The following is a 26,527-nucleotide window of genomic DNA, read 5'->3' as shown; positions in this document are numbered from 1 at the left end:
AAGCGCCAGTTTCCGCAGGTCGGGTCCTTGAGGCGAGCCTGAAGCCGCGTTCGTAGCCTGCCCCGACCTGCCCTTGATCATCATCGCGCTCAGGCTGCTTCACGCTGGAGACAAGGATGAAGCGGGAGGTCACCTGAGTACCGTGACTGCTCGCGAAGGCTGTCGTGGTGCCGGCGGCACGAGGAAAGAACGCCGCCAGTGGCCCTCTACGCCTTCGGCTTGATCGCATGAACATTCTCCGTCGAGCCACATCTCAAGTCGCTCGTACTCTATGTCCGGGTTCCCCAGATGCAGCTCTACTTTCTCGCCCGACCTAATGTTCCCCGGCTGGACATCGGAGTAGCTGTTGGCCGTGTAGTAGATGCGTGCCCGGTACGTGAACTCCTTCGGGCTCGCATTCCTTACGGTCGCAACGTAGCTTTGGAGGTTCGGAAGACTCTTACTTTCTCGCCGCTCAAGGCTCTCCAGCTCAACTCTGCTTGCTCCGTAGTCGTGGTGATCGCGGCGCGCATCCATTGCAGCCGCCCTCAACCCAGCCTCAGCCGATCGTTGGGCCTCCGCCTTCGCGGCATCAGCGATACGCACCTGTTCTTCAGCGGCATCGGCGGAGCGCTTTGCCTCAGCCCTTGCGCCTTTTGCGATAGCTGTTTGCCTATGGGCATAAAGCACGGCTGAGGCAGCCGCAGCGATGGCCACTATGACGCCCAGGCGATCAACGTTCAGCCAAGCCAACCAGTGGGACATGTGCAGAGCCTCCTTTGGGTCGAGACGGCGGTGATGTCCGTCCGTACTCATACACCACTCGACCGACACCCACTTCTGCATCAAGTGAAGGTGGCCGAGCCAAGCACTGCCTCGATTCGCTCGTTCATCCGGCTACGGTCTCCGTCGAGGCACTTCGCGTACACCTTGAGCAGCACGTCGACCGAGTGCCCGGCCCGCTGCGCGACCTCGGGCGCCGGCAGCCCGGCGTTCAGCCAGAGCGACACCCCGGCGTGCCGCAGGTCGTAGGGACGCCCGGCCAGGGGAGACGCCGCCCGGTCCGGGGTCAGGCTCAGCGTCCGCGCTTCCTCCCAGACCCGGGAGTACGTCGACGACGACACCACATTGCCCCGGTCGCTGCGGAACAACCGCCCGTCGGCGCCGACGCCGAACCGGTCGATGTGCGACCGAAGAATCGCCACCAGTTCCGGCGGGATCGGCACCTCCCGCGCTTCCGTGTCGCCCCGGTGCTTGAGTCCCCGGTCGTCGTGCACCTCGCCGCTGTCGGTGTAGCGCTTCCCGGCCGCCGGCCGTGACTTCTCCACCGTCAGCAGGCCCCAACCGGTTGCCGGAAGATGACAGTCCTGCTCCCGCAGGCCCAGCGCCTCACTCGGCCGCAGAGCCGCGAAGTAGAGGCAGGCGTAGAAGGCGACCAGGCGCTCGCCGCGCCGGCCGTTCTTCCCGCGCTGACCGACGTACGTCACGCCGGTCAGCAGCTCGCGCGCCTGGCGGATGTTGACCACAACGCGGCGGTCCACCTCCCCGGCTACCTTCCGCCGCGATGACCGGACCCGCAGCTTGTCGACCGGGTTGAAGCCCAACAGCTCCAACTCCACTGCGTACTGAAGAACGTTGTAGAAGACCGAGCGACGCCGCCTGGTCGTCGACGCCGCCGCCGGCCGCCCGTCCAACGTCAGCCCGAGGGTGTCCAGCGCCGGACGCACCACCGCGGCTTCCGCCAGCGCCGACAACGGCAGGGACGCCTTGCCGAGCCACCGCAGCGCGGCAGCGATCTCCGCCGGCCGGTCGAGTTGCCGAGACGCGGGCGGAAACTCCCACTCCCGCAACGCCCGCCGCAGCAACGCCGGATCCGGCTGCCCGGCCAGGTCCCGCACCAGCACCGCCGTCACGGTCGCCAGCGCGTCCGTCGTACTCTCCCGGGACTTGGCCGCCGCGCCCGGCCACTTCATGTCGACGTACCGGCGGACGAAGCCGAGCCAGCTCACCGACTCCACCGGCGCCATCAACGACTCAGGCAGCCCGGAGTCGCCGTCGAACGCCTCACCCCGGTTCGCCGCCTGCATCAGGTCCGACCGGAAGTTGTCCGCCAGCGCCCGGGTGCCGAACGTCCGGGACTTCGGCCCCCTGCCCACCACCCAGCGGACGGTGTACGACTTCTTGCGACCGCCCAGGGCGTTGACCTGAATGCCCCGGATCCGCACCTCCCGGGACTTCACGCGGCCTCCCGGTGCTGCTCCAGCCACGACCGCAGGTCGCGCCGCTCGATGCGCAGCTCACCGTTGGGCAGCTTGATGCACTCCGGGGCGATGCCCAACTCACGCCAGCGGTAGAAGGTCCGCCGTGACACACCGTTGAGCACGGCGAGGACTTCTGGAACGGTCAACAGCTCACTTTCCATGAGGGGTTCTTTCCTTCGGATCAAGCAGCAGAGGAGAGGCGAGCAGCGGTTGCCGAAACGGCGGCGGCTGTTCGTAGCCGTGCCGTGTCGAGGTCAGAGCGCCAGCGGATGCGGGCGGAGATCGCGCGCAGGAGCCGGTGTTCCAGCGGTGGCACGTCGGGGTCTTCGGGTCGGGCGAGTTCGAACCGGTATCGCTTCGACCCGTCCGCGTCGTCGGCGGCCTGGTCGTGCTCTTCGGTGTCGGCCATGCCGCCGGCGAGGATGGCGCGGACCCAGGACCGGTTGTCGGCGCGGTGGTCGGCGAGGGTCTTGCCGGACCACTGCCGGGAGACGAGTACGCGTCGGCCGGTGAAGCCGAGGGTGGAGCGTTGGTGGACCTTCCCGGTGCACCGTCCGGGGGTCAAGCCTGCCTTGACCCCGTCGGGCTGGACGCCGTAGAGCAGCCAGTTCGCGCACGTCGGCGAGCACGGCAGGACAGCGAGTTCCGCGTGGAGCCGATCGAAGTGCGCCTTCTGCGCGTCGGAGCGCGGCTTCGCCTGGTCGGTCAGATCCTTGGTGACGTACTTCGTCACGTACCGGATCGACCGCTCCGCATCCTTGGTGCCCTGCTCGATGCCCCGAGCGTCGATACGCCCGAGCCGGGCGACGTAGGCGGGCCGGCTGTCGGGTTCCTCCAGGGCGTCGAGGGCTTCACCCCAGGTGGGCAGCGGCTCGCGCGTCTTCGGGTCGACGTACGCCTGTCGGTCGACGTCCCAGACCGGCGGCTTGTCGACCGGGTAGGCCAGCTCATTGAAGGGCGGCCACCACACCTGGTGATAGGTGGCTGCCGCGATCTGCTTGAGCAGCCGGCGGGGCAGGGTGCCGCGGATGGCGAAGTGCGCGTGTGGGGCGAGGCGGCGTTGCAGCTCGACGGCACCGGCATATTGGACGTTCCAACCGGCGGCGCGGCGGACGTTCTGCCACCACCGGTCGAGGACCCGCGCGAAGTGGATCGCATCCAGGGCCGCGCGCCGGTAGTCGTATGTGGTGGGGTCGACGGGGGTACCGAGCACGTCGTCATACGGGCCGTGCCGTTGGCCGCACTCGCACGGGGCGACGTAGGCGCCGCGCCGCAGGTGGGAGTGCACCGAACCGTGTGAGCCGAGCGTCAGCGTGATGAGCATCGACGGCCGGTGCGTCTTGCCCGCCTTACCGGAGTAGGCGCGGCCGACCGTGCGCGGGTCGACCGGCAGCCGGGGCAGGTCTGGGGAGTCCTGCCGCCGCCTGGTCGAGCGCTTGCGCCGGGGCCGCTCGTCGCGCTCCTTCGGGGTGAGGTGTCCTCGCAGGCTGGTTTCGGCGAGGGCTTCGTCCAGCTCAGCTATCGCAGCATCGATCTCGGCGATCTGCGCGGCCCGCTCGTCGGGGGTCATCGGCTGGTACTGCGCCGCTTCGCGTTCGAACTCCAGGTGTGCCCGGACCCGTACGAGGGCGAGGACGTCTTCGCCGGGTTGGTCGGGGCGAACGGCGGGTTCGTCGGCGAGGTGCCAGCCCTCGCGGATCTGTTGGATGCGCAGCCGCCGGCCCCGCTCCGCGCACGGCTTGCACTTCGCTGCCAAAGTCGCGCCGCAGGGCACCTCGACGACCTCGGTCAGGCCGGTGGCGGTGTCGGTGCGGCGCAGGGCAAGAGGGCGGACGCAGACGCCGTTCTGTTCGGCGAGTTGCTTGAGCGCGTCCTTGGCCAGGGGCTTGCGCATCCGGTCCGCCCGCGACCCCGGCCGAGGCTGCTCGACGGGAGTCGTGGGGACGAGTTCAAGTTGGCTCACCGGTCACGCTCCCCGCCGAAGACGCTGCTGTTGCGGAGCGCGAACGCCGCCGCCGGCACGGGCACCAGCCCCGGCCGCCTCTCCACCGGCACCACGGGAACCGAGCGGAGAGCCGCAGGGCTGCTCGTCGGTGGCCTTCACGGCGACGGGCACCGTCTGGTCCTCGTTGGCGACGGCGAGGGTCACCGCCTGGCCCTCGTCGGCGACGGCGAAGGGCGGCCGGTCGTCGACCGGGTTGTAGCCGGGCGGGACGTCGCTCCACTCGCTGGCGTCTGTCGGCTTGTTGACGGGCACCGCCGCCGGGGCGGCGGGGGTGGTGGAGAAGATGAGCTTGGACAAGCCGAGGAAGGCCAGCGCCGGCACGGCTGACAGCAGCCACCCGGACACGCCCGGCTAGGCCACGGCGAGTTGCGCCGACAGGGACAGGGCGACGGCGCAGACGAGCAGGAACATCGGGTACCGGATCGGGCCGCCGGTGCGGCGGCGCCGGCAACCGGTCTGGCCGCCCGGTGACGACTCGCGCGGCGTAGGACACGCTGGCTCTACAGGCCATCTTGACGTGACGGGCCAGGGTGGCTGCCTGCTTTAGGGAGGCGAGTCGACGGTAGGCGGGATGGTAGAAGCAGCATCTGCTGTTCTCACAAGCCCGCCGAAGCTCGAAGGCCGGTTTAGGCGCGCTACACGTGACGTTTATTCGCGGCTACGGGCGACCTCGCAATGAGCGCCCTGCCGCCGCGACAATAGTTGTCGTGAGGATCCATCCAGCGATTATCAGGACTGAGGTAACCGCCTTGGAAGCACCTGTAGGATCCCACGAATTCTCGTGTCCGAGGTTCACGAGCGGAATAAGAAGATCTGCCGAGTAAAGCCAGGCGTCCCACGTTGGGTGTTCATTAGCCTTAATCGGGCAGAGCGGGAGGTTTTCCATGCCGGGATTACCGCAAGCGAGAGGGGCAAACGTGAACCATAAGACTGAGCCTGTAAGGAGAAGGAAGGATATAAATAATGCCCGGAAAGGCGCGTAGCCGTAGCCCACAACGACATCCTGCATCTTTCCCCATGCGCGAATTAGGGGACGTGTTGCTTCGTAGGAGCGCCGGATAGCAGATAGGCGCACTTGTCTTGCCTCGTCGTCTTGGCCCGAGGCTGAGAGCTGTGATGCAAGTTGCTCGTAAGGATGGGGGGTGTAAGTTGGTGTTGCATGCCGAAGAATTCGTAAGCGATCGTTTATTGTCAGTTCTGTGTCGATGGAAGCGTAACGGAGTGCATCGAGCGAAATAGGAGCTTCTTCGGGCCAGGAATTGGCGTCGTCAATGATCGTTCCAATAGTGGCTGAGGTCAACAATACCGCGCCGGTCGGCCGCGTCTTCAGCTTCAGGCTTAGTATCGTGGCCCGCAGAAACCGTGCGGCTAAGGCGCTGGATTCTTCGCCCTCAAGGCGACTTGAGTCAAGGTAGACTGCTCGCTGCACAGAGGCAGACTCAAGCACCAGAGATTGGGTGAAGCGTGCGCCACGCAGGTTGATGTCACCGCTAACCTTGCTAGCAGTGGCGCGCAGCGAGGCTCCCCGCCAGTCACCTCCACGGAACGGGTCAACTTCGGTTCCCCTCGAAGCCTCTTCCAGTGGGACCCCATTCAGGGTGGCATCTGCGAGGCTCACATCGCCGTCTATGACGGCGGCGGCTAGATCTACAAGGCCGTCAACTTCGATTCGGTTGCAGACGAAGTTGCCAGTGAGCACGAGTCCGGCCGAATTCAGGGCTTTCTTTCTGGGGTTGGCAATCCTTGCGTCACTGAAGTCTATACCTACGGCGACTTTCGCATCAGCCAGGGAAACCATCCCCTGAGCGCTAAATCCACCTGTCGCAAAAATTCCTCCCCGCACATCGGCGCGACGAATATCAAGGGCCACGGAGTTGTTTGCGGCAAGCTTTGCCGACTTAAGGCTGACGAGCCCCATAACCGTTGCGCCCTCAAGATCAAGGTAGCCTTGAAAGTCACAATTATTGCCGTATAGCGTTCCGCCAATCGAGGCGCCATCTAGCGTAAAGGCTGGCCCTTTATCGGTCAATATTCGCGCCTCACTTAACGACAGATTGCACTCAATTTGAGCGCCGTGCATATGCACTAGCCCCTCTGAGCGGAATCCTCCATTCATTGCTGCCGAACCCTCTACTATTATATGGTCGGCCGAAATCGCCTTCTTGTCTCGGCACCTAATTATCTGGGCATTTGAGAATGAGAGCTGGCAGCCGATGCGGGCATGATGCAGGCGTACCGTTCCTTCAAATCTCGCGCGGTCTGCCGTGGCGCCTAGTCTGATCGTTGTATGGTCTAGATCTAGAGCAATGTCATCTGGGCGCACGACTCGGGCACCGGTCAAAATGACCTGACCGTCGACCTTCGCTCCCTCTAGATAGATCGCTCCGTTGCAGCGGAAGTTCTTCGTGAATAAGATGGACCCACCCACGATCATCTGCTTGCCGGAGAGGGCCACAGTGCCAGGGCAGTCCAAGTTGGCGCCCGTAAAGGTAATGTCACCAGATATGGAGGCATTATGAAGGTGAACGGACCGGTTGGCGATTAGCTGATCCAGAGCCAAGTCGCTCGCAATGCGAGCGCCGCCGAGGTCGATCGAAAACAGTTGAGAAGGGGTTTCGAAGCTGGTTTCCCGAAAAAGTACGTCGCCGGCAATATTCGCATCCTCCAGGTCCACCCCCCCTGTGACCCTGCAGTGCGTGACCCAGACGGGCCCACTGCATGTCATGCGCGCGGCGGAGAGTCCGGGGAGTAGGCATCTAACAAAGCCCACGAATTCTGCGGCGGCGTCGTTGAGATTCGGTTCTTCCTCGAAGAGACAATTGATCAGAGAGAAAGGGGCGACTTTGCTGCAGCCGAGGTCGAGCTTGCCAGAGATTCGCGCTCCAGACAGAATTAGCCGATTGGGTCGACCCGGTTCTTGTGAAGGACTATGAAGAAGGAGGCTGGCTAGAACCTCTGCCCGTATTGTCTTATCTGGACCCCAATGGTCGGAGCCGGCGACATTGGTGGTTACGGGGTTGACCCCGTGTAGCTTGAGTTCCTGACCTCGACGAAAGGAGGACCATAGCCGCTGTTCAGGATCTGTCCAATGTTTAGGAGGAGCGAGGTCCGTGGGCTCAGCGGTAGTATTTTTGTCCACTTCGGAGTCCATCACGTGAGTAAGCATACGGTCACGGTTCGACGATAGGCAGCCCCGCTAAGGGGCGAGATTCCTCTGTCCAGAGGTGCGGGCGGCTGTTAAAGCGGCCGGGTCGCTCGTCACGATCGACCGATCGCCTCACGTTGTGCAACCATGCCGCCTGCTCGCACCTGAGAGCCGGACGAGGTGGAGCAGGGCCAAGCGGGAGGCTATGTCGTCGGCAGTTGATCATTTCAAGATCGAAAGCGGGCTGAGGTCGTTTGCCGAAACGATCTCTTTAGGATCAAGGGGCCGCGCAAGCGCGGCCCGCCCGCCGCACTCGGCCTGCTGGCGGCCTCCGGCCGGCATCGGCCGGCGCGGCGGGCCATCGTCCCCGAAGACAGTTCGAGAAGTCGCTACCAGTAGATCCGGCGGCACCCTGCTCCTGACGTGGACCTGAAGACGGCGGTGGAGACTGTCACGATGCAGTCGACGATCCGGCGCCACCGCGAGCTGTTCGCATCCGTGCACAAGCGGCCCCTGATGTACCTGATTCGGCCTGACTTCAGCTCAGCCACCGCGTTCGTGCTCGGGTGCCACGTCGCCGACGAGGCGATCCTGACGGGCTTCCAAGAATGGCTGGTCACGCGGGTGGGATGCGGGTCGAACGTCTTCTGGCCACACCTCGTCCTCAGGCTCACCGAGCCAGTCGGTCCGAAGAACGCACGCGAGCTGGACCCCGAGACTGATCGCAGAGCCTTCGACGCGCTGTTCTCCCTGTTGGACGAGTTCCTTGCGCTTCGAGAGGAACACGACAGCCTGCGCAGGGTCTATCGAGCTTACGAAGAGTGGCAGGAGCTGCGCGACGACAACGGATGCCTTGAGACCGAGGCTCCGGAATGCCCTGTCGTGGATTGGCCGCGTCCCGCGTCAATCGGCTGAACTGGGGCCGTGACGATCGCCCAGGTGGTCGGGCACCGCCGAGGGCGGGGCGATCGCTGCCGCGACGCTTCGCGGCTTGCCATCGGAGATCGGGGGTCCAGGCGCGCGGAGAGCCGGGGACACGGCAAGCCGCCCCCGGCCCGACGGCCGGGGGCGGTAAGCCGTACGCCGCCGGACAGCTGCGCGCTCACCGGGCAGCCGTGCCAGCCACGTGCCAGTAGCCGGTGTCCCAGACGGTCAGCAGCGGTCATGATCGGACCGCCGCTGACCAGGCACTCCGGACAGATCACGACAGCCGAGAGCGATTTTCCAAACTGGCGGTGCGCGGATCTCTCTTGTCCTGACTGTGCCGGCGCGCCACCGTCGCAGTATGGGCAAGAGCAGGAAACAGAAGCGCCTGGCGGAAGTTGAGCGGCGCATGCAGAAAGAGCGCGACGAAGACGGGGTGTCGCTGGCCTGGTCCGAGGATCAGGCCGCCGTAGTGGCTGAGGCGTGGAGTCGCTTGGCTGACCCTGGCGTTGATCTACCGCCGCGGCCGACTCGCCGAGATCTCTGGGCCGCCGGCATCGCAGACACGGACATCAGGATCGATCACTTCTACCTCGGTCCAGACTGCACGACCCAACTCAGTGTGCGTAGGGCGGCGCTGGATTCCGCGCGGCGTAGACCGTGATCGAGCACTCGGGCCGGTCGCAGTCGGGGCCGTCGACGGAGTTGCCGAAAGTCCGGACGGTGCAGAGTACGTGCAATGATCTTTGGTGACCGTGCAGGTGACCGTGCAGGTGACCGTGCAGGTGACCGTGCAGGTGATCGAGCCATTCGGCCAGGTCAAGGCCGTGTGAGCCCTCCCGTCTGAGTCGCCTTCCTAAACCGTGTGTCGCAGGTTCGAATCCTGCCGGGGGCACCAGGTCACAGCCATGATCATCGTTCGTTCTTCCACCTGTGCCGTCGGAGAGGCTGGCGCGGTCCACGAGCCCGATGAAGAGTCCCACTCTCATCGACCGAGGAACCGTACGATGTCATCGCGCAGCCGTCGATCGGGGTCGCGAGGATCGAGGTCGGGGCCGGACACCGGTGGCCTGGCGACGAGTTCAGCCAGGACGGATGCCAGCCGGTTCCGTTCCGCGCGTAGGTCCGACCATGCAGAGTCGGGTAGCTGGAGCACGCTGGACAGCAGGTCGCCCGGGTAGCGGTCGCCCGCAGCCAACGGATCGTCGAGCAGCACCCGTACCGCGCGGGGCAGCAGGGCGGGCACGCCAATCTCCTGCTCGAGCATGACGCGCAGGTCTTCGACCGTGAACTCAGCCAACGGCTTGCGTCGCAGACCCGTGCAACGCCTGACGAGAGAGGTGGCGTCCGGGCCGGCGTCCGGCCAGACGTTCCGTTCGAGCTGCTCGATCATCGTCACGGCGGTCAGGGTAGTTCCCGCCGCGATCACGGGGCTTCAGGAAGGCGACGCGCCCAGCCGCGCCGCGACCTGGCCGACGGTCAGGCCGTCGGCGTCGGTGGCATCAGGCATGCTCCGCATTGTCGCCGCGAACGGCGGCCGGCGGGGTGATCCCCATGGCTTCCAGGTTGCGCGCCTCCTGACTGGCCGGGTCGAAGGGCTTCGCCGCGGTGAAGACGATCCGTGCCTTCTCGGGGGTGACCACCTCGATGTCGCGGGTGTTCCAGGGCATGTCCCGTGGGCCGTCGACGCAGTCCGGGTCCAGCGCACGGCAGGCCTCGACCAGGGGGTCGATCTGGCTGAGCACGCACGCGAAGCTGATGCTCATCGCCGGGGCCTGCGCCGGGACGTCCGCCGACGGGACGAGGAGCACGTCCTGGAACGCCCACCGGCGCAGGTGCACAACGCTGCCGGGGACGCTGAAAAGCTCGAAGAACCCCAGCCCACGGGTCCAGAAGTCCACCGACGCCGCCAGGTCGCCCGTGGGGATCGTCGCGAACGCGGGCATTCCGTAGATGCCCCGGAACGGCTCCGGGGCGACCGCGTCCGGGCCGGGAACGGGCACGGGGCTCATCTCGAAGGCGTCGTAGTAGTCGCTCATGTGCCCAGCCTGTGGCCTGACGCGGCGTAAGGGTCAAGCCCGCCGTGGGACGGACCCGCGCGACGACGGACGCCGCCCGAGGTGCGGCTACGCGGCGGACGCCGCATGGGGCGACGCTACGCGGCGGACGCCCGTTGACGGTCCGCTACGCGGCCGACACCGCCGGGGGCACCGGCGCGATCGACCGGTACGACCCGTGGAGATAGAGCAGCGGCGCCTTCGCCGGATTCAGTGGGCCGTACGAGACCGCCTCCCCGATGACCACCGAGTGGTCGCCCTGGTCGGAGAGGTCGCGTACGCGGCAGTCGAAGTAGGCCAGTCCCTCGCTGAACACGAGGCAGCCGGTGGCCGGTGCCCGGTGCACCCGGACGCCGGCGAACGCGGCCGCGCCGGAGGGCCGCCGGGCGTCGGCGAACCAACGGGCGACGTCCCGTTGGTCCGCCGCCAGCACGGTGACCGCGAAGATGCCTGAGTCGCGGATCTGGGCGAGCAGTCGACTCCGGTGCTTCAGGCAGGTCAGGACCAGGGTGGGGTGCAGCGAGACGGTGGTGAACGAGTTGACCGTCATCGCCAGCGGGATGTCGTCGTACACGCTGCTGACGATGCCGACGCCGGTGGCGAACGCCCCGGCGGTACGGCGGAACTCCACTGCCCGGTCCTGGTTGGTCATGGCGTCAGTCCTGACCCCAGACCAGGCAGAACGGGTGTCCCACCGGGTCGGCGTAGACCCGGAAGCCGTGGTTGCGGCTGCCGCCGCCGCGCAGCCGGGTGGCGCCCAGCCGCAGCACCGCCTCCTCGGCCTCCTGGATGTCGTCCACCTCCACGTCGAGGTGGGCCTGCTGCGGGAAGGCCGGATCCGGCCACTGCGGCGGCTGGTAGTCGGAGACGCTCTGGAGGCAGAGGCGGGGATGCCCGTCCGCGCCCTTCAACGTCACCCAGTACCCGTCGCTGTCGGCCCACTCCAGGCCGGTCAGCTCGACGTAGAACTCCGCCAACTTCTCGGCGTCCGGACAGTCCAGCACCACCGAGTGCAGTCGACCGATCATCCGACCTCTCCCGTCATCGTCGTACGCGCGATGACCGGCGCCCCCGGTCACCGTGTCAGTGAAGGTACTCGCCGAAGGTGGTGAAGTAGTCGATGGCGCGCACGGGTGGCCCGGTCTCGGTGGAGACCTGGAGCAGCACCACCCCGCGGTCGTCGCCGTCGCCCGGTCCGCCGCTGGCGACGACCACACCGCCGTAGTCGGCCTTGACGATCCGGCCGGGCGTGCCGCCGTGCGCCCGGGTCGGCCGGGTGGCGGCCTTGACCCACAGCCGGAACCCCCGGTGCGTCGTCCACGCGTTGACGAACGGGTCCGACTGGCCGCGCACCAGGTCGCAGATGGTGGTGGCGCTGTCCCGCCAGTCGATGCGGGTGTCCTCGACCCCGATCCGGTGGTAGAACGACGCGCCCTCGGGCGGCTGCGGCTCGCCCCGGTGGCCCTCGGCGACCCGCTCCAACGCCTCGAGCGTGACCGGCACGTACTCCGCGAGGAGGCGCTCCAGGATCTGGCCGGCGGTGTCGTGCGGGCCGATCTTCACGCGGGCCTGGGTGATGACCGGGCCGGTGTCCAGCTCCTCCGCCATGTAGTGCACGGTGAGGCCGGTCTCCTCCTCGCCGTTGCGGATGGCCCAGTTGACGGCCCCGAACCCGGCGTACGCGGGCAGCAGCGCATCGTGCGTGTTGACCGCGCCGCGTTCCGGGATCCGCAGCACCTCCGCCGGCACCCGGGTCCGCCAGTTGGTGGAGACGATGAGTTCCGGTGCGAGGTCGCGCAGCTGCTCGTGCAGGTCGGGCTCGCGGGCGGTGGCCGAGTAGCGCACCGGCAGTCCCAGCTCCGCCGCGGCCAGCTCCACGTCCGGCTCGCCGAGCCCGCTGAACTCGGCCCGGTGGGTGAGCACCAGCAGCACCTCGTGGTGCGGTGCGATGCCCCGCAGCACGGTCGCGCCGAGCTCGCCGTACCCGAAGAAGACGATCCTCACGGCTTCGCCGCCCGGGTGGCCCGCCCGGCCCGGAAGCGGACGGTGTTGACCCGCAGCCAGCCGGAGGAGTCGCGCTGGTCGAACACGTCGTCCGCCTCGAAGGTGGCGAACGCGGTGTCGTAGCGGCTGTGCGGGGAGCGGCGGCCGATCACCTGGACGGTGCCCCGGTGCACCCGCAGGATCGCGTCGCCGGTGACGTCCTGCTGGCTGAAGTCGATGGCGGTCTGCAACATCAGCCGCTCGGGGGCGAACCACAGGCCCCGGTAGACCAGGGCGGTGTACTTCGGCATCAGCTCCTCCTTGAGCTGCGCCACCTCCGGGTCGAGCACCAGCGACTCCACCGCCCGGTGGGCGTGCCAGAGCAGGCTGCCCGACGGGGCCTCGTAGATGTTGCGGGTCTTCATGCCGAAGATCCGGTTCTCCACGATGTCGAGCCGGCCGATGCCGTGCCGGCGGCCGATCTCGTCGAGCGCCTCCAGCACGGCGCTGGCGGACAGGGGAGTCCCGTTGACGCCGACCGGGTTGCCGCCCTGGAAGTGGATCTCGACGGTCTCGGGCTCGTCGGGGGTGTCGGCGATGTCGCGCACCCGGAACAGCAGCCCCTCGGGCGCGGGCTGCGCCGGGTCCTCCAGCGCCTCGCCCTCGTACGAGGTGTGCAGCAGGTTGCTGTCGATGGAGTACGGCCGTTCGCCGCTGCTCAGGTCCAGCTCGATGCCGTGCCTGCCGGCGTACGCGAGCAGGTCGCTGCGGGAGGCCAGGTCCCACTCCCGCCACGGGCTGATCACCGTGAGGTCGGGGCGCAGCGCGGCGAACGTCATCTCGAAGCGGATCTGGTCGTTGCCCTTGCCGGTGGCCCCGTGCGCCACGGCGTCGGCGCCGACCTCCTCGGCCACCCGCACCTGCGCGGCGGCGATCAGCGGCCGGCCGATGGAGGACCCCATCAGGTACTGCCCCTCGTAGAGGGCGTTGGCCCGGTACATGGGGAAGGCGTAGTCCCGGGCGAACTCCTCGCGCAGGTCGACCACCCGCACCTCGTCGGCGCCGAGCTTCTCGGCCTTGCGGGCGGCCGTGTCCAGCTCCTCGCCCTGCCCGAGGTCCGCGATGAACGCGGTCAGCCGGCAGCGGTACCGCTCCTTGAGCCAGACCAGGGCCACCGACGTGTCGAGCCCGCCGGAGAAGGCGAGCACGATGTGCTGGGGGGCGATGTTGTTCCGAGTCGACATGATGGTCACACCTCTCCGGCGGGCACGGTCGCCCACAGCTGGTCCATGGTTTCGTGGGTGAAGTCGCGGGTCAGGTCGGACGTCGAGGCGTACCCCATGTTGATGATCTTGCGGCGGCCCTGGCGGACCGGGGCGACCCGGTGCAGCGTGGTGTTGGTCCGCATGAGGTACAGGTCGCCGGGGAACAGCTCCATCGAGTAGATCGGACGGCTGACCAGCGCCCGGTTGATCTCCGGACGCTCCTTGTTCCAGACGGTGTTGGGCACGCACTGGACGAAGCCGCCGTGCTCCACCGGCGGGCACTCGACCACCCAGACCAGCGCGAAGGTGAAGTCGTCCCAGTGCCAGCCGTGGGTGTCGCCGTCCTTCTCCAGGCAGGTGATGACGAACTGCTCCGGCTCGTACGGGCAGGGGTGCACCGGCTCGCCGGCCACCTCCGACAACACCCGCAGGATCGGCTCCGCGGTGTAGATCCCGTTGATGACGGTGCCCAGTTCGGCGATCTCGGCCCGGGTCACGTTGCGCATCCGGCGGGGCGTGTAGTCGGTCTCGGCGAACCGCAGGTCCCGGCGCGTACCGGCCTTGTCGATCAGCTCGTTGACCTCGTCGGCGACGGCCTTCTTGACGCTGTCGGGGGCGACGAAGGAGACCTTCGCGTGCCCCAGGTAGGAGAAGTCGCGGCGGGCCGTGGCGATGTCGTCCGGCGCCACGTCGCGCTCCACGTGCTCCCGCAGTTCCTGGTACAAGACTCTCGAGTCGAACACGGATCCTCCTTGGTTAACCTCGCGCCGCCGCGACGCGCGCGAAATCGATGACGGCCGCCGCCACCTGCGTCACGGCGGCGGAATGCAACACTCCGAAGTGGTCGGTGCCGATCCGCTGGGACCGGGCCGCCCCGACCCGCGCCGTCCACTGGGCGAGCTGCGCGTCGAGCAGGTCCGCGCCGATCACCAGCGCGGGAGTGTCGACCGGGCCGTCGTGGACGTACTCGGCGCTGGCCCGGACGTGGCGCTCGTAGCTGCGCCACCGGTGCGCCAGCAGCGCCGTGGGGACGGGCTGCTGGACGGCGGCCAGGCTGGCCGCGAGCGCGCCGAGGGCCAGCCGCTCGTCGAAGCCGGCCGGCTCCGGGCCACCCGTCACCCGGGGCCTCGGGGCGTCCGGCTCCAGGTCGAGGGCCCGGTGGATGTTCTCGGTGAAGGTGTCGAAGCGGTCCCGGACCTCGTCGGCCGGTAGCTCGTACCCGACGGGCGGAGCGGAGTCCAGCAGCACCAGCGCCGAGCGCCGTCCGGCCTGGTCGGCGGCCATCTGGTAGGCGACCTGACCGCCGAAGGACCACCCGCCGAGCAGGTCCGGGACCAGCCCCGCCGCGTCCAGGTCGGCCCGGTACCGGCGGGCCAGCGCCGCCACCGTCGGCAGCTCCGCGCTGTCGCGGGAGGCGGTCACCCGCCAGTGCTCCGGCAGCTCCGCCAGCAGGTCCTGGTAGTCCTGCGGGCTGCCCCCGGCGCCGTGCACGAGGTGCAGGTGCGGCCCCGGGCCCGCCCGCAACTCCACAAGCGTCGACTCCGCCGTCACCGGCTGCGACCCGTTGCCCAGCAGGTCGGCCAACCGGCGGGGGGTCGGCTCGCCCAGCCACCGCACGACGTCCACCGCCGGTCGCCCGTCGGCCGTCAGCGCGTCCACGAGGCGCAGGGCGCTCAGCGAGTTGCCGCCGGCGGCGAAGAAGTCGACGTCCGCGTCGGCCGGCGGGCCGCCGAGCACGTCGGTCCAGGCGGCGACGACGTGCTGCCAGTCCGCCGACTCGGGCAGCGGGCCGGTCGCCCGGTCGCGGTCCGCGGTGGCCGGGGCCGCGCGGCCGGCCCGGGCGCGGGTGGCGACGTCGAACGAGCCGACCGTACGCTGCGGCTCGGCGCCGCCATCGGCCAGCACCTCGTCCAGGTCGTGCAGCAGGGCCAGCACGCTGCTCTCCCGGTAGCGCCCGGTGTGGTACTCGATCTCGGCGAGGTAGCCGCCGTCGGCCTCCCAGACGGACATCGCCAGGTCGGCCCGGGCGGCCCGGTTCGGGCTGGGCAGCAGCGTCGCCGGGACCGGGCCGAGCCGCAGGTCGGTGCCGATCGGGCCGAGGTAGCTCAGCAGCAGCGGCGCGGGATCGCCCAGCGCGCTCCGGGTCGCCTCGGGCAGCGCCCCGAACACCACCGGGTACGGCACCGCCTGGTGGGTCAGCATCTGCCACATCCCGTCCCGGGCGGCACCCACCACCCCCGCGACGGTGTCCGCCCCGTCGACCGTGGCCCGGGCCACGCAGAGGTTGGCGGTGTACCCGAGCAGCGCCTGGTCGCGGGCGGTCATCCGGTTCGCGGTCACCACGCCCACCGCCACGTCCGGCCCGGCGCCGGCCCGGGCGAGCACGATCTGCGCCGCGCCGAGGATGACCGCGAACGGGGTGGCGAAGGTGGCCTTCGCCAGGGCGGCGATCCCGGCGCCCGCCTCGGCGCTGAAGCCGTAGCGCAGGATCGCGCCGGGCGCGCCGCTGGCCACCTCGCCCGGCAGGTCGGGTTCCAGGACGGCGGAGGTGGCGCCCGCGAGCGCGTCGCGCCAGTACGCCAGGCTCTTGTCCCACCGGCCGTCCGTGCGGGCCGCGGCCTGCTCCCGCGCGTACGTGCTGAACGGCACCGGGTCGGCCGGGAAGCTGACGGCACGTCCCTCCCGAGTCGCCGCGTACGCCTCGGACAGCTCGCCGACGAGCAGTTGGACCGCCCAGCCGTCGAGCACCACGTGGTGCACGGTCAGCAGCACCTCGTGCCGGTCGCCGACCCGGACCAGGGTGATCCGGGCCAGTGGCGCCGCCTCCGGTTCCATCGGCCCGGCGTGCACCTCCTCGGCGACGAGCCGCAGCAGGGTGCCCGGGTCGGCGGGCCCCGGGTCGTCCACCTCCACCCGGTGCAGGCCCACGACGATCCGGGGCGCCACCACCAGCGTGACGGCGTCCGCCTGCCGTACGACCGAGGTCCGCAACGCCTCGTGCCGGTCGACCATCGCCTGCCAGGCGACGGCCAGCGCCGCCTCGTCGAGCGGCTCATCGACCGCGAGCCGCCAGGTGAGGTGGTAGACGGACCGGTTCCGGGCCCGCTGGTGCACCCACCACAGGGCCTCCTGCATGCCGGTGGCCGGGACCGGGCCCGGGGCCGCCCCGGCGTGCTGCTCAGCCACGGGTGGCGAGCAGCTCGGAGGTCAACCGCTTGCGGTCGACCTTGTCCACCTCGGTCAGCGGGATCTCCGCCCGGTGGTGGAACGCCCGCGGCCGCATGTACGGGGGCAGGTGTCCCACCAGGTGGGTGAGGTCGTCGTCGGCGAGCGCGGCGCCGGTGTAGACGGCGTGCAGGTCCAGCTCCCCGTCGGAGCCGGCCACGGTGAGCACCACGGCCTCCACCACGTCCGCGTGGGCGCGCAGGGCGGCCTCGATCTCGGCCAGCTCGACGCGGTTGCCGCGCACCTTCACCTGGTGGTCGATGCGGCCCTGGTGCACCAGCTCGCCGAACTCGCGACGGACCCGGTCGCCGGTGCGGTACCAGTGCGCGGCGGTCAACGGCCCGGTGCCGTCGTAGAGCCGGGCCCGGTCGCCGTCGAAGGAGACGAACCGGCCCGCGTTCTCCGTCGGGTCCAGGTAGCCGGGGAAGCGCTGCTCACCACGGACGCACAGCTCGCCGTCGTCGCACGGGCGCAGGTCCTCGTCGAGCAGCACGTAGTCGAGGTGCGGGTAGATGTCCCCGATCGGCACCGACCGGTTCGACGACTCGATCCGGGCGGCCGGGTCGGCGGGCACCTCGTACGCGGTGACGATGACCGTGGTCTCGGTGGGGCCGTAGCAGTTGATCACGGCGGTGTTCGGCGCGGCGGCCGTCCAGTCGTTGACCTGCTCGATGGTCAGCGGCTCCCCGCCGAAGGAACTCAGCCGCAGCGTCGGCATGCTCTCCGGCGCCAGCGCCCGCAACCGCTTGGCGAACGAGATCAGCGACGGTACGGACAGCCAGTGCGTGAGCCGCTTCGTGTTGATGAAGCGCACCGGCGTCAGCACGTCGCCGCGCTGCGCCACGCACAGGGTGGCGCCGGTGCCCCACGCGCCGAACATCGCCAGGATCGAGCCGTCGAAGCACATCTCGAAGGTCTGCGAGACCCGCGACTCGGGTCGGAACCGGTACCGCTTGGTCACCTCGGTCAGGAACGAGTCGACGTTGGCGTGGGTCGCCGGCACGCCCTTGGGCTTCCCGGTGGTGCCGCTGGTGAAGATGATGTACGCGAAGTCGTCGCGGCCCCGCTCCACCTCCGGCGGGATCTCCGCCGCGTCGCCCGGGGCGAGGAACCGGCGCCAGCCCTCACCGGTCAGGTCGAGGACCGTGACGGTGGTCTGCGCGCGGAACTCGGCCAGCCCGTCGCCGGAGGTGTCGTCGACCATGACGAGGTCGAGCCCCGCCTCGTCGGAGATGGCGAGGTTCCGGGCCGCCGGATTGGCGGGGTTGAGCGGCACCACCGTCGCACCCAGCCGCAGGGCGGCCAGGTAGGCGATGTAGCCGACGAGGCTGCGGGAGGTGAGCAGCCCGACCCGTCGGGGTGGCCGTCCCGGCGCGCGCTGCATGGCGGCCGACAACCGCTCGGCCGCGGCCCGCAACTCGGCGTAGGTCAGTGCGTCCGAGGCGACCTCGATCGCCACGTTGTCCGGGTACTGCCGGGCTGACGTACGGAACCAGTCGTAGAGGGTACGGGTCTGCATCGCACATCCTTCACAAGGTCTGCCGGTGCGGGCGTTCCGCCGCCGGCGCTGGGGTGGTCGACCGGTCTCGTTCCAGGTGCCGCAGGTGGTCGAAGGTGGTCCGCACCAGCGCGGACCGGGGGCGTCCCCGGCGGGCCGACTCCACCGCGAAGCGCAGGGCCCGGGGCAGGTCCGCCCAGGCCCGCACGGCCTCGTCGTCGCCGAGGTGGCGGTACCGGAACGTCCGGTGCTGCGCGACGGCCCAGAGGTCGTCCAGGTGCGCCCCGGCGGCCTCCGGGTGCGTGACGACGTGGTCGCGGAGGAACTCCAGGGCCGCGTCCTCGTCCAGCAGCCAGTCGCCGGGCAGCTCCGGCTCGTCCCCGGCGCTGCCCGTACGGACCAGCCAGTGCGGGTGCCCGCCGGCTGGCGGGGGCATCCAGAAGCCGAAGGCCAGCGCGTTGCGCCGGTCCTGTTCCGGGCGCCACGCGGGCGGCGGGGTCATCGCGGCGAGCAGCCCGGCGGTGCCGAGCCAGCCGGCGTACGGCTCCTGTTCGCCGGCGGGCAGCAGCCCGCTGAACCCGTCGACCACGTGCCAGTCGTCGCCGCGCCGGTCGTCGACCAGCAGCCAGTGCGGCGCGTGGGCCGTGCCGCCGGTCGAGGGGGACCAGGGCAGCGCCACGTTGTCGGTGACCACCAGCACCCGGCCGTGGCGCCGCAGCTCCGCGTCGACGGACTCGACGATGCCGTCGACCGGGGCGGTGGCCCACGCCAGTCGGGTGCCGTCCGGCAGCCGGTCGAGCGGCACCCGGTGGTGGGAGAAGGCGAGCTGCCCCTCCGGCAGGTCCGTGCGCACCGCGACGCGTACCGAGTCGGCGAACCGGTCGGGGGTGTCGGCGAACTCGCCGGCCCGGTAGCCGGCCAGGTTGGCGGTGTAGCAGCTCAGCCCGGCGAAGCGGGGGTCGGGGGCGGTCATCGCGTACCCACCACGTGCGCCACGCTCGCCGGCACCCGGCTGTGCCCGCGCAGGCTCACCCACCGCAGGTCGGCCCACCGGCCCGTCCGCCGTCCCGCCGGCACTGGAATGGCCCAGGGCCGGCCGGCGAGGCCCGCCCCGGTCGCCTTCACGCACGCCTCCTGCACCGTCCAGATCCAGGCGAACTCGCGGTCCCGGGCCGGTGCGGGCAGCCGGTCCAGGGCGGCGCGGACCGCCGGGGCACAGCAGCGGCGCAGCAGGGCCGGCGGCGCGGGCACGGGCACCTGGACGTCGACGCCGACCGGCACGCCCCGGCCGAGCGCGGCGGCCACCGTCCCGGCGTCGTGGGACAGGCTGACGCTGATCCCCGGCCACTCGGGCAGGTGGGGCTGGCCGCCGTCGCGGGCGGCGATCGGCGTGGCGCCGGCCGCCCGGCCCAGCTCGGCGGCGAGCAGCAGGCGCAGCAGCGCCCGCGCGGCCAGCCGTTCGGCGCGCGGGCCGGCGGGGAGGTCACCGACGGTCGCCAGGTCCGCCGGGGCCGGCGGAAGGTGGGCGAGCAGTCGCTGCTCGGCCACGGCCACCCGCACCCGGGCGCCCAGCCGCAGCCGGACGATGCCCCGGTGGCGGCCCGTCGGGTCCCGGCGCGGCCGTGCCCGGCAGGCCAGCGCCGTCCGCTGCCGGGCCGTCACCACGGCCGGTCCCGCAGCAGGTCCGGCACGTGCTCGGCGATCCCGGCGAGCATCGCGCCGGTGGCGCCGCCGGCCGTGGCGAACATACCGGCGGCGGCCCGCAGCTGCGCCAGCCCGCCCTCGGCGTACGCCTCCGCGCCGAGCAGGGCGGCGCACTCGCCGAGCACCACGTCCAGGCCCTGCGCCACCGAGGTCTTCAGCAGCATGCTGGTCACCAGGGGCTCGGTGCTTCTCCGGTGGGCGTCGCAGGCCGCCCCGATCCGCCAGGCCTCCACCACGCACCGGGCGAACCGCTCCCGGATCGCCGCGTTGTCCCAGGCCCGGCCGTCGCCGAGGGGACGCTCGACGAGCCGGCGGTGGGTGTCGGCGAGCACCCGCCGGCACATCGCGGCGGCCCACACGCCGCCCGCGAAGCGTTCCGTGGCGATGTGCCGGGCGAAGCTGACCATGCCCCGGCCGGGCCGGCCGACCAGGTACGACCGGTCCAGGCACACCTGGTCGAAGTGCAGGTCGCCCAGGCCGGCGCCGCTCAGCGGGGTGCCCCGGGTCGCGGACACCCGCACGCCGGGGGCGTCGGTGGGCACCAGTACCCACACGAAGCTGGTGAAGTGCCGCTGCGGGCGGTGCCGGGCCAGCACGAGCGCGTGGCCGGCGGTGCGGGCGTTGGTGATCCACCGCTTCCCGCCGTCGAGCACCAGCGACCGGTCGTCGAGGCGTACCGTCGTGCCCAGCTCCATCAGGTCGGAGCCGGCGCCGTCGCGGTCCGTCGCGGCCAGCGCGAGCGTCGCGCGACCGGCGACCGCGTCGAGGTACGCGGCCCGCACCGGCCCGTCCGCCGGCTCCGCGTCGACCTGTTCGCGCAGGACGGGCAGCGCGCTGGCGACCTGGACGCAGACCGACAGCACCACCCCGACCGGGCAGTACGCGTCGAGGGTGCCGAGCAGCCCCGGCAGCTCGGCCGGCCCGAGGTCGCGCAGCAGGCCGTGCTCGCCGAGCGCCCGCCACACCGCGCGGGCGTCGGCGGGGGTGGCCAGCCCGCGCAGCGCCGCCTCGGTACGCGCGGCCACGTCGGCGCCGGGATCGGGTGCCGCCGGGACGGGCGCCGTGGGGGCCGTCGTCGGTGCCGTCCGCAGCTCAGGCAAGGTGCACCTGCCGGTCGCGCAGTGTCAGCGCCCCGTTGACGAGCAGCAGCCGGTCGTTGGCGTAGTTCAGCGAGGCCGAGCGGAGGTCCCGGAAGACGCGCTCCAGGTACAGCGGCGACGACCTGAGGTAGCCGTGCCGCAGGCCCACCAGCTCCACCATCTCGTCGGCGGCGGCGAAGCACTGCTCGGCGGCGTGCACCTTCAGGGAGTTGACCAGCAGCTGGGTCGACGGGTCGGCCACGTCCGGGGTGCCCTCCACGGCGGCGACGGTGTGCCGCAGCAGGGCGTTGACCAGGTCGAGCCGGCCCCGGACCCGGGCCAGCCGGGTCAGCAGCAGCTCCGAGGAGGGATCGAACTGGCCCCGGCCGGCGTCGCGGATGTGGTGCAGGATCCGCGACAGCGCGCCGGTCGCCGCGCCGAGCCACGCCGCCGACCAGCCGATGTGTGCCAGCGGCCCGAAGGTGGGGGCGACGATCTCGCGGAACTTCCCGGGTGCGCCGATCACCTGGTCGGCCGGCACCCGCCCGGTCAGCCGCATCGGCACGCTCTGGGTGGCCCGCATCCCGAGCGGCTGCCAGCCGCCGCGCACCTCCAGGGTCAGCTGGTCGCGGCGGGCGTACACCAGGGAGACCTGGCTGGGCGAGGTGGCGTCCGGCGCCAGCGTGGTGATGAGGTACGCGTCGGCGTGCTGGCCGCCCGTCACGATCGGGGCGTCCCGGTCGATCGTCAACGTCCCGGCGTCCTGCCGGACCGTCGACTCCGAGCTGAGCAGGTGTCCGCCCTTGCCGCGTTCGGTGGTCACCGAGGCGAGGTAGACGTCGCCCTTGCCGAGCTCCGGCAGGAGCCGCGCGGCGAGGGGCCCGTCGGCGTGCCGGACCACCGCCACCACCTGCTGGCAGTGCATCGCGAAGATCAACGCGACGGACATGTCCACCCGGGCCAGCCGCAGCGTCACGTCGACGAGGTCGCCGAGCCCGCCGCCCCCGCCGCCGTGCTCCGCCGGCACGAGCAGGCCGAGCAGGCCGGTCGCCCGCATCGCGTCCAGCGCCGCGACGGGGAACTCCGCCGCCTCGTCCGCCTGCTCCGCGTGCGCGGCGGCGGCGGCCAGCACCTGCTCCAGCGCGGCCTCGTGGCGGGTCGCGGTGCTCACGCCGCCCGCCCCCGCAGCGACTCGATGGTGTTCCACAGGCTGCCGGCGGTGGCGAAGGTGCTGTCGGTCAGCAGCTCGTCGGGCATGGACACGCCGTAGGTGTCCTCGATGGTGAACAGCAGCTCGATCGCGCGCATCGAGTCCAGGCCCAGCTCGTTGAGCGAGGCCTCGGCGGTGATGGGCTGCGTTCCCGCGTACTTGAGGAACGGCTTGAGCAGGTCCGGAAAAGCGGCGTCCATTGTCAGATCAACCCCTGTCGCTGCCGATGACGGTGTGCCGGGTGAGCTCCAGCCGGGTCACGCCGGTGATCCGGCCCCCGGCGACGGTGACCTCGACCGGCATGGGATGCGCGAGGAAGGCCACCAGGCTGGCGTAGAGGCCGTACGCGCCCACGTTGGGCACGGCGACCAGCTGGCCCGGGACCAGCGGCGGGAGGGCCGCGGCGCGGGCCCACGTGTCCAGCGGCGTGCACAGCGGACCGGTGACGATGGTCCCGGGCACCGGCGCGCCGGCCGCCGCGTCCACGGTGACCAGGTCCGGCACGATCGGCGGCAGCCGGCGCAGCCCGGACATCCCGCCGAGGTGGTGGATGCCCGACTCCAGCACCACCACGGTGGCGCCCTGCGACCGCTTCACGTCCAGGACCCGGGTGACCAGCGTGCCGCAGGTGCCGACCAGGTACCGGCCGGACTCGAAGGCCACGCCCGGCCCGCGCTCCGGCCAGCCCGGGAAGGCGTCGCCCAGCAACGCCGTCAGCCGGTCCGCCAGCTTCGGCAGCTCCGGTCGGTCGCCGGCCCGCGCGAAGGGCGCCCCGAAGCCACCGCCCAGGTCGATCAGCTCCGGCTGCGTCCCGGTCGCCGCCGCCAGCCGCCGTACGGTGTCGACGGACTGGGTGAACTGGGCGAGCAGGGCGTCCTCGCCGTCGACGTTGCTGCCCATGTAGAGGTGGAACCCGACCGGGGACACGTTCCGGCGCGGCCCGAACAGCTCGGGCCGGTCCAGCACCCAGCGCACGTCCGCGCCGAACTGCGAGGCGACGCCGGTCATGGTGAGGCCCTGCCCGGGGGCCGGGGTGTCGTCGTTGATGCGCACCAGCGTGCGGACCTCGACGTCGTGCTCGCGGGCCACCCGGTCGAGCTGGTCCAGCCCGTACGGCGAGTCGACGGAGAAGAGCCCCACCCCGGCCCGTACGGCCTCGACCAGGTCGACGTCCCGCTTGCCGGGGCCGGTGTAGAGGATCTCGGCTGGGTCGCAGCCGGCCGCCAGCGCGACGCGCAGCTCGCCGGGGGAGCAGACCTCCGCCCGACAGCCCGCGGCGGTGAGGTCGGCGACCACCGTCGGGTGCGGGTTGGCCTTGAGCGAGTAGAACAGCTCGGCGGGCCCGGGCAGGGCGGCCCGCAGCGCGGCGTACGAGCGGGCCAGCTCGTCGGTGTCGTAGAGGTACGCCGGGGTCTGCGGCGCGTCCGGCCGGTCGAAGAGTTCCGCGAGCTCAGACACGGGCGCGCTCCGACCACATCCGGTACAGCTCCGCCCGGTCGACCTTGCCGTTGCGGGTCAGCGGGATCTCCGGCACGACCAGGCAGGTCCGGGGCGTCTTGATCTCGTCGAGTTCGGTGCGCAGCGCGGCGAGCACCTCCGGCGCGGTCAGCTCGGTCACCGCGAACAGGGTGGCCGAGTCGCCGCCGTCCTCGGCGCGGGGCGGCAGCACGGCGGCGGCCTGCATCTGCGGTATCCGGTGCGCCGCCGCCTCGACCTCGGTGACGCTGACGCGGATGCCGCGTTCCTTGTAGATGTCGTCGCGCCGGCCGACGAAGTAGAGGTAGCCGTCGGCGTCGAGCCAGCCGTGGTCGCCCGTGCGCAGCTGGGGGAAGAGCCCCTCGGCGCGGGGGAAGCGCTGCGCGGTGAGCTCCGGGCGACGCCAGTAGCCGGCCATCACGTGCGGGCCCCGGACCACGATCTCGCCGACGGTGCCGGGCGGCACCGCCGCGCCGTCCGCGTCCACGATCAGGATCTCGGTGCCGGGCAGGGCCCGCCCGGAGGCGCCGGGCCGGCGCAGGTCCTCGTCCACCGGCATGATCGCGGCCCGCTTGCACTCGGTGAGCCCGAACATCAGCTGTACGCGCAGCGTGGGGATGCGGGCGCGCAGGTCGCGCAGCACCTCGGGCGGCATCGCCGCGCCGGTGTTGGTGAGCAGGCGCAGCGCCGGCACGGCCGTGCCCGGGCGGGACAGCATCCGGGCCAGGCCACGGGCGAGGGCGGGCACGGCGGGCAGCACGGTCGCGCCGCTGTTCACCAGGTGCCGGGGCAGCGTCGGGCCGGTGTCGGCGGGGGAGGCCAGGTGCAGCCGGGCGCCGGCCAGCGTGCTGAGGAAGATCTGGTACATGCCGTAGTCGAAGGAGAGCGGCAGGGCGCACCACACGACGTCGTCGGCCCGGTAGCCGAGCTGGGCGGCGATGGCCCCGGCGGCGAAGACCACCTGCGCGTGGGTGGACACCACCGCCTTCGGCATGCCGGTGCTGCCGGAGGTGTAGATGAGGCAGACCGGATCGACGGCCAGCGGGGCCGCCGCCGGCTCGGCGTCCGGGCCGTCGCGCACGATCCGGCGCAGCTCCGCCGAGCCGACGGCCGGCACCCCGTGCTCGGCGGCCACGGCGAGCGCCCGGGGGCTGTCGCTGACGAGCAGCGCCGGCTCGGCGTCGGTCAGCACGTGGGCCAGGGCGATCGCGGGGGACTGGTCGTTGACGACGCTGAACACGGCGCCCGCCCGGGAACAGGCGTACAGCAGGGCGGGCAGCAGCGGGTCGGTGGGCAGGCAGACCACCACCCGTTCGCCCCGGCGCACACCCCGCCCGGCGAGCCAGCCGGCGAGCCGCCGGCTGGCGGCGTCCAGCTCGCCGTAGCTCTGGACCAGGTCGCCGTGCGCGATCGCCGGTGCGTCCGGCCGGGCGGCCGCGGTGCGGTCCAGCAGTTCGTGCAGCAGCCCGCTCACCGGCCCGACACCCCCTGCGTCGCCGGCCGGGCCCGCTCGAACACGGCGCCCAGCGAGTCGAGGTCGTGCAGGGCCGTCCCGGTGAGGTCGTCCGGGTCCAGCTCCACCCCCAGCCGGGTCTCCGCCCGCTCGATCACCTCGACCAGCCGGAACGAGTTGAAGCCCGACAGCGTCCGCAGCGGACGCCCGTCGACCGGCACCTCCGGGCCCACACCGAGGACGCCACGCACCTCGTCGGCCAGCACCTCGCGGATCCGGCCCGGGTCGGCGGTCGGCCCGCCCCTCGGCGGTGGCACCGGCCCGGCGTCGGCGAGCCGTCCGGCGAGCGCCACGTCGTCGCGCAGCAGGCCGGCGAGCTGGTCGAGGACGGGGGCGGGGAAGACGCCGCCCCGGCGGACCCGGCGCATCGCCACGTAGCTCTGCCCGGCGAGCGCGAGCCAGGCGTCGGCGCGACCGGCGGCCTCCCGTGCCGCGTCGGCGGCGTCCGGGTCGCCGGCCAGCCAGGCGGCGTGCAGGGCCCGGGACCGGCCGAGCAGCCACACGTCGAGCACCAGTTGGGCCGCCACCTCCGCCTCGCCCGCCCGCCGTCGGACGGCCGCCAGGTAGTCCTCGATCCGGTCGGCCTCGGCGCGCAACGCGGCGGCGTTGTCCCGCAGCACCGCCGCCCGGTCGAGCACCGGGGCGCCGTCGGCGACGACGGTCATCGCGGTCGCTCGGGGCACCGCCGCGTCGAAGTCGGCGGCCGACATCCGCCACGTCCCCGGTCGCGCGTCACCCCACTGGGTGGAGTTGTGGTAGCCGTCGACCACGACGCAGTGCTCACCGGCGTCGACCAGCAGGAAGCTGTGCTCCATGTGCTGGTTTCCGGCGTACGGCAGCCAGCTCATGGTGAACGTGTCGGCGACCACGTAGAGCGGCGAATGCTCCGCCACCAGCTCGCGCAGCCGCGCGCCCGGCACGTCGTCCCAGCGTCGGGCGACCCGCAGGCCGAGCAGGTCGGCCGCCTCGGCCAGCCGCTGGTCCACCGAGGCGGTCACCGCCGGCGTCCCGGCCGGCCCCTCGGCGGTGTGGAAGCGCAGGGTGGCCCCGAGCGCCAGGTGCGCGCCGGGCCCGTAGGCCCGGTCGGCCAGCGCGGCCAGGTTCACCTGTACGCAGTCCAGCACGTCGGCGCGGAGACCGGTCAGCACCGGCGTCCACTCCCGGCTGCGCGTCGGCACCGCAGGCACAGCGACCATGTCACGC

25 protein-coding genes are annotated in these 26,527 nt (G+C 71.1%); 2 read left to right on the top strand and 23 right to left on the bottom strand.

Features of this window, described 5'->3' with window-relative positions:
- Positions 1-129 precede the first annotated feature (129 nt).
- The 6 genes from ACLQ20_RS03240 to ACLQ20_RS03215 all read right to left on the bottom strand — a co-directional run bounded on the left by ACLQ20_RS03240 (position 130) and on the right by ACLQ20_RS03215 (position 6,919).
- Positions 130-825, bottom strand: a complete 696-nt coding sequence (locus ACLQ20_RS03240) for a hypothetical protein (protein WP_425854087.1) — start codon at positions 823-825, stop codon at positions 130-132.
- Complete coding sequence (locus ACLQ20_RS03235) at positions 825-2,219, bottom strand: tyrosine-type recombinase/integrase (RefSeq protein WP_425854086.1); 1,395 nt, start codon at positions 2,217-2,219, stop codon at positions 825-827. Before ACLQ20_RS03235 ends, ACLQ20_RS03240 begins: the two co-directional genes overlap by 1 nt.
- Positions 2,216-2,401, bottom strand: a complete 186-nt coding sequence (locus ACLQ20_RS03230; RefSeq protein WP_334604778.1) for a helix-turn-helix transcriptional regulator — start codon at positions 2,399-2,401, stop codon at positions 2,216-2,218. Before ACLQ20_RS03230 ends, ACLQ20_RS03235 begins: the two co-directional genes overlap by 4 nt.
- Before the next feature lie 20 nt (positions 2,402-2,421).
- Positions 2,422-4,203: a replication initiator gene (locus ACLQ20_RS03225; protein WP_425854084.1), complete on the bottom strand. Its 1,782-nt coding sequence runs from the start codon at positions 4,201-4,203 to the stop codon at positions 2,422-2,424.
- A gap of 3 nt (positions 4,204-4,206) precedes the next feature.
- Positions 4,207-4,590 (bottom strand): hypothetical protein, encoded by a 384-nt coding sequence (locus ACLQ20_RS03220; protein ID WP_425854082.1) that lies wholly within the window; start codon positions 4,588-4,590, stop codon positions 4,207-4,209.
- A 313-nt stretch (positions 4,591-4,903) separates the two neighbouring features.
- The gene (locus ACLQ20_RS03215) at positions 4,904-6,919 is read right to left on the bottom strand and encodes a hypothetical protein (RefSeq protein ID WP_425854081.1); all 2,016 of its coding nucleotides are present in this window, start codon (positions 6,917-6,919) and stop codon (positions 4,904-4,906) included.
- Positions 6,920-7,813: 894 nt separating this feature from the next.
- On the opposite strand from ACLQ20_RS03215, the gene ACLQ20_RS03210 reads away from it, so the two are divergent.
- Both ACLQ20_RS03210 and ACLQ20_RS03205 read left to right on the top strand, forming a co-directional pair.
- Positions 7,814-8,305: a hypothetical protein gene (locus ACLQ20_RS03210; RefSeq protein WP_425854080.1), complete on the top strand. Its 492-nt coding sequence runs from the start codon at positions 7,814-7,816 to the stop codon at positions 8,303-8,305.
- Positions 8,306-8,675: 370 nt separating this feature from the next.
- The gene (locus ACLQ20_RS03205) at positions 8,676-8,978 is read left to right on the top strand and encodes a hypothetical protein (protein ID WP_425854078.1); all 303 of its coding nucleotides are present in this window, start codon (positions 8,676-8,678) and stop codon (positions 8,976-8,978) included.
- A gap of 321 nt (positions 8,979-9,299) precedes the next feature.
- Here ACLQ20_RS03205 and ACLQ20_RS03200 read toward each other — a convergent pair whose 3' ends face one another.
- The 17 genes from ACLQ20_RS03200 to ACLQ20_RS03120 all read right to left on the bottom strand — a co-directional run bounded on the left by ACLQ20_RS03200 (position 9,300) and on the right by ACLQ20_RS03120 (position 26,520).
- Entirely contained in the window at positions 9,300-9,707 is a 408-nt protein-coding gene (locus ACLQ20_RS03200) for a contact-dependent growth inhibition system immunity protein (protein WP_425854247.1), read from the bottom strand.
- 109 nt (positions 9,708-9,816) lie between these two features.
- A complete protein-coding gene (locus ACLQ20_RS03195) occupies positions 9,817-10,353 on the bottom strand; it encodes a VOC family protein (protein WP_425854077.1) in 537 nt (178 codons plus the stop codon).
- Between the two features lie 145 nt (positions 10,354-10,498).
- On the bottom strand, positions 10,499-11,023 hold the full coding sequence (locus tag ACLQ20_RS03190; RefSeq protein ID WP_151453746.1) for a flavin reductase family protein: 525 nt from the start codon (positions 11,021-11,023) through the stop codon (positions 10,499-10,501).
- Positions 11,024-11,027: 4 nt separating this feature from the next.
- Positions 11,028-11,399, bottom strand: coding sequence for a VOC family protein (locus ACLQ20_RS03185; protein ID WP_358115138.1), 372 nt, complete (start codon positions 11,397-11,399; stop codon positions 11,028-11,030).
- Positions 11,400-11,454: 55 nt separating this feature from the next.
- Positions 11,455-12,375 (bottom strand): methionyl-tRNA formyltransferase, encoded by a 921-nt coding sequence (locus ACLQ20_RS03180; protein WP_358115141.1) that lies wholly within the window; start codon positions 12,373-12,375, stop codon positions 11,455-11,457.
- Positions 12,372-13,598, bottom strand: coding sequence for an argininosuccinate synthase (locus tag ACLQ20_RS03175; RefSeq protein WP_151453748.1), 1,227 nt, complete (start codon positions 13,596-13,598; stop codon positions 12,372-12,374). Before ACLQ20_RS03175 ends, ACLQ20_RS03180 begins: the two co-directional genes overlap by 4 nt.
- Positions 13,599-13,603: 5 nt before the next feature.
- On the bottom strand, positions 13,604-14,362 hold the full coding sequence (locus ACLQ20_RS03170) for a HalD/BesD family halogenase (protein WP_151453749.1): 759 nt from the start codon (positions 14,360-14,362) through the stop codon (positions 13,604-13,606).
- Between the two features lie 13 nt (positions 14,363-14,375).
- On the bottom strand, positions 14,376-16,805 hold the full coding sequence (locus ACLQ20_RS03165) for a condensation domain-containing protein (RefSeq protein ID WP_425854073.1): 2,430 nt from the start codon (positions 16,803-16,805) through the stop codon (positions 14,376-14,378).
- Positions 16,798-18,363 carry an amino acid adenylation domain-containing protein gene (locus ACLQ20_RS03160; protein WP_425854071.1) on the bottom strand — a complete coding sequence of 522 codons (1,566 nt, stop codon included), beginning with the start codon at positions 18,361-18,363 and terminating at the stop codon, positions 16,798-16,800. The genes ACLQ20_RS03165 and ACLQ20_RS03160 overlap by 8 nt, the downstream gene beginning before the upstream one ends.
- 10 nt (positions 18,364-18,373) lie before the next feature.
- Positions 18,374-19,315: a hypothetical protein gene (locus tag ACLQ20_RS03155; protein WP_425854070.1), complete on the bottom strand. Its 942-nt coding sequence runs from the start codon at positions 19,313-19,315 to the stop codon at positions 18,374-18,376.
- The gene (locus tag ACLQ20_RS03150) at positions 19,312-20,007 is read right to left on the bottom strand and encodes a 4'-phosphopantetheinyl transferase family protein (protein WP_327030379.1); all 696 of its coding nucleotides are present in this window, start codon (positions 20,005-20,007) and stop codon (positions 19,312-19,314) included. The genes ACLQ20_RS03155 and ACLQ20_RS03150 overlap by 4 nt, the downstream gene beginning before the upstream one ends.
- Entirely contained in the window at positions 20,001-21,137 is a 1,137-nt protein-coding gene (locus tag ACLQ20_RS03145; RefSeq protein WP_370518920.1) for an acyl-CoA dehydrogenase family protein, read from the bottom strand. Before ACLQ20_RS03145 ends, ACLQ20_RS03150 begins: the two co-directional genes overlap by 7 nt.
- A gap of 1 nt (position 21,138) precedes the next feature.
- Positions 21,139-22,296 carry an acyl-CoA dehydrogenase family protein gene (locus ACLQ20_RS03140; RefSeq protein WP_425854067.1) on the bottom strand — a complete coding sequence of 386 codons (1,158 nt, stop codon included), beginning with the start codon at positions 22,294-22,296 and terminating at the stop codon, positions 21,139-21,141.
- Entirely contained in the window at positions 22,293-22,535 is a 243-nt protein-coding gene (locus ACLQ20_RS03135) for a phosphopantetheine-binding protein (RefSeq protein WP_089002193.1), read from the bottom strand. Before ACLQ20_RS03135 ends, ACLQ20_RS03140 begins: the two co-directional genes overlap by 4 nt.
- Before the next feature lie 7 nt (positions 22,536-22,542).
- Positions 22,543-23,793, bottom strand: coding sequence for a type III PLP-dependent enzyme (locus tag ACLQ20_RS03130; RefSeq protein WP_358115155.1), 1,251 nt, complete (start codon positions 23,791-23,793; stop codon positions 22,543-22,545).
- Positions 23,786-25,285: a class I adenylate-forming enzyme family protein gene (locus ACLQ20_RS03125; RefSeq protein ID WP_425854065.1), complete on the bottom strand. Its 1,500-nt coding sequence runs from the start codon at positions 25,283-25,285 to the stop codon at positions 23,786-23,788. The genes ACLQ20_RS03130 and ACLQ20_RS03125 overlap by 8 nt, the downstream gene beginning before the upstream one ends.
- Entirely contained in the window at positions 25,282-26,520 is a 1,239-nt protein-coding gene (locus ACLQ20_RS03120; protein ID WP_425854064.1) for a phosphopantetheine-binding protein, read from the bottom strand. The genes ACLQ20_RS03125 and ACLQ20_RS03120 overlap by 4 nt, the downstream gene beginning before the upstream one ends.
- Positions 26,521-26,527: the final 7 nt, after the last annotated feature.

It is taken from the genome of Micromonospora sp. DT46 (assembly GCF_049841735.1).
GTDB classification, from domain to species: domain Bacteria; phylum Actinomycetota; class Actinomycetes; order Mycobacteriales; family Micromonosporaceae; genus Micromonospora; species Micromonospora reichwaldensis.
The sequence above is the reverse complement of the archived record's forward strand: the minus strand, read 5'-3'. Positions and strand labels throughout refer to the sequence as shown.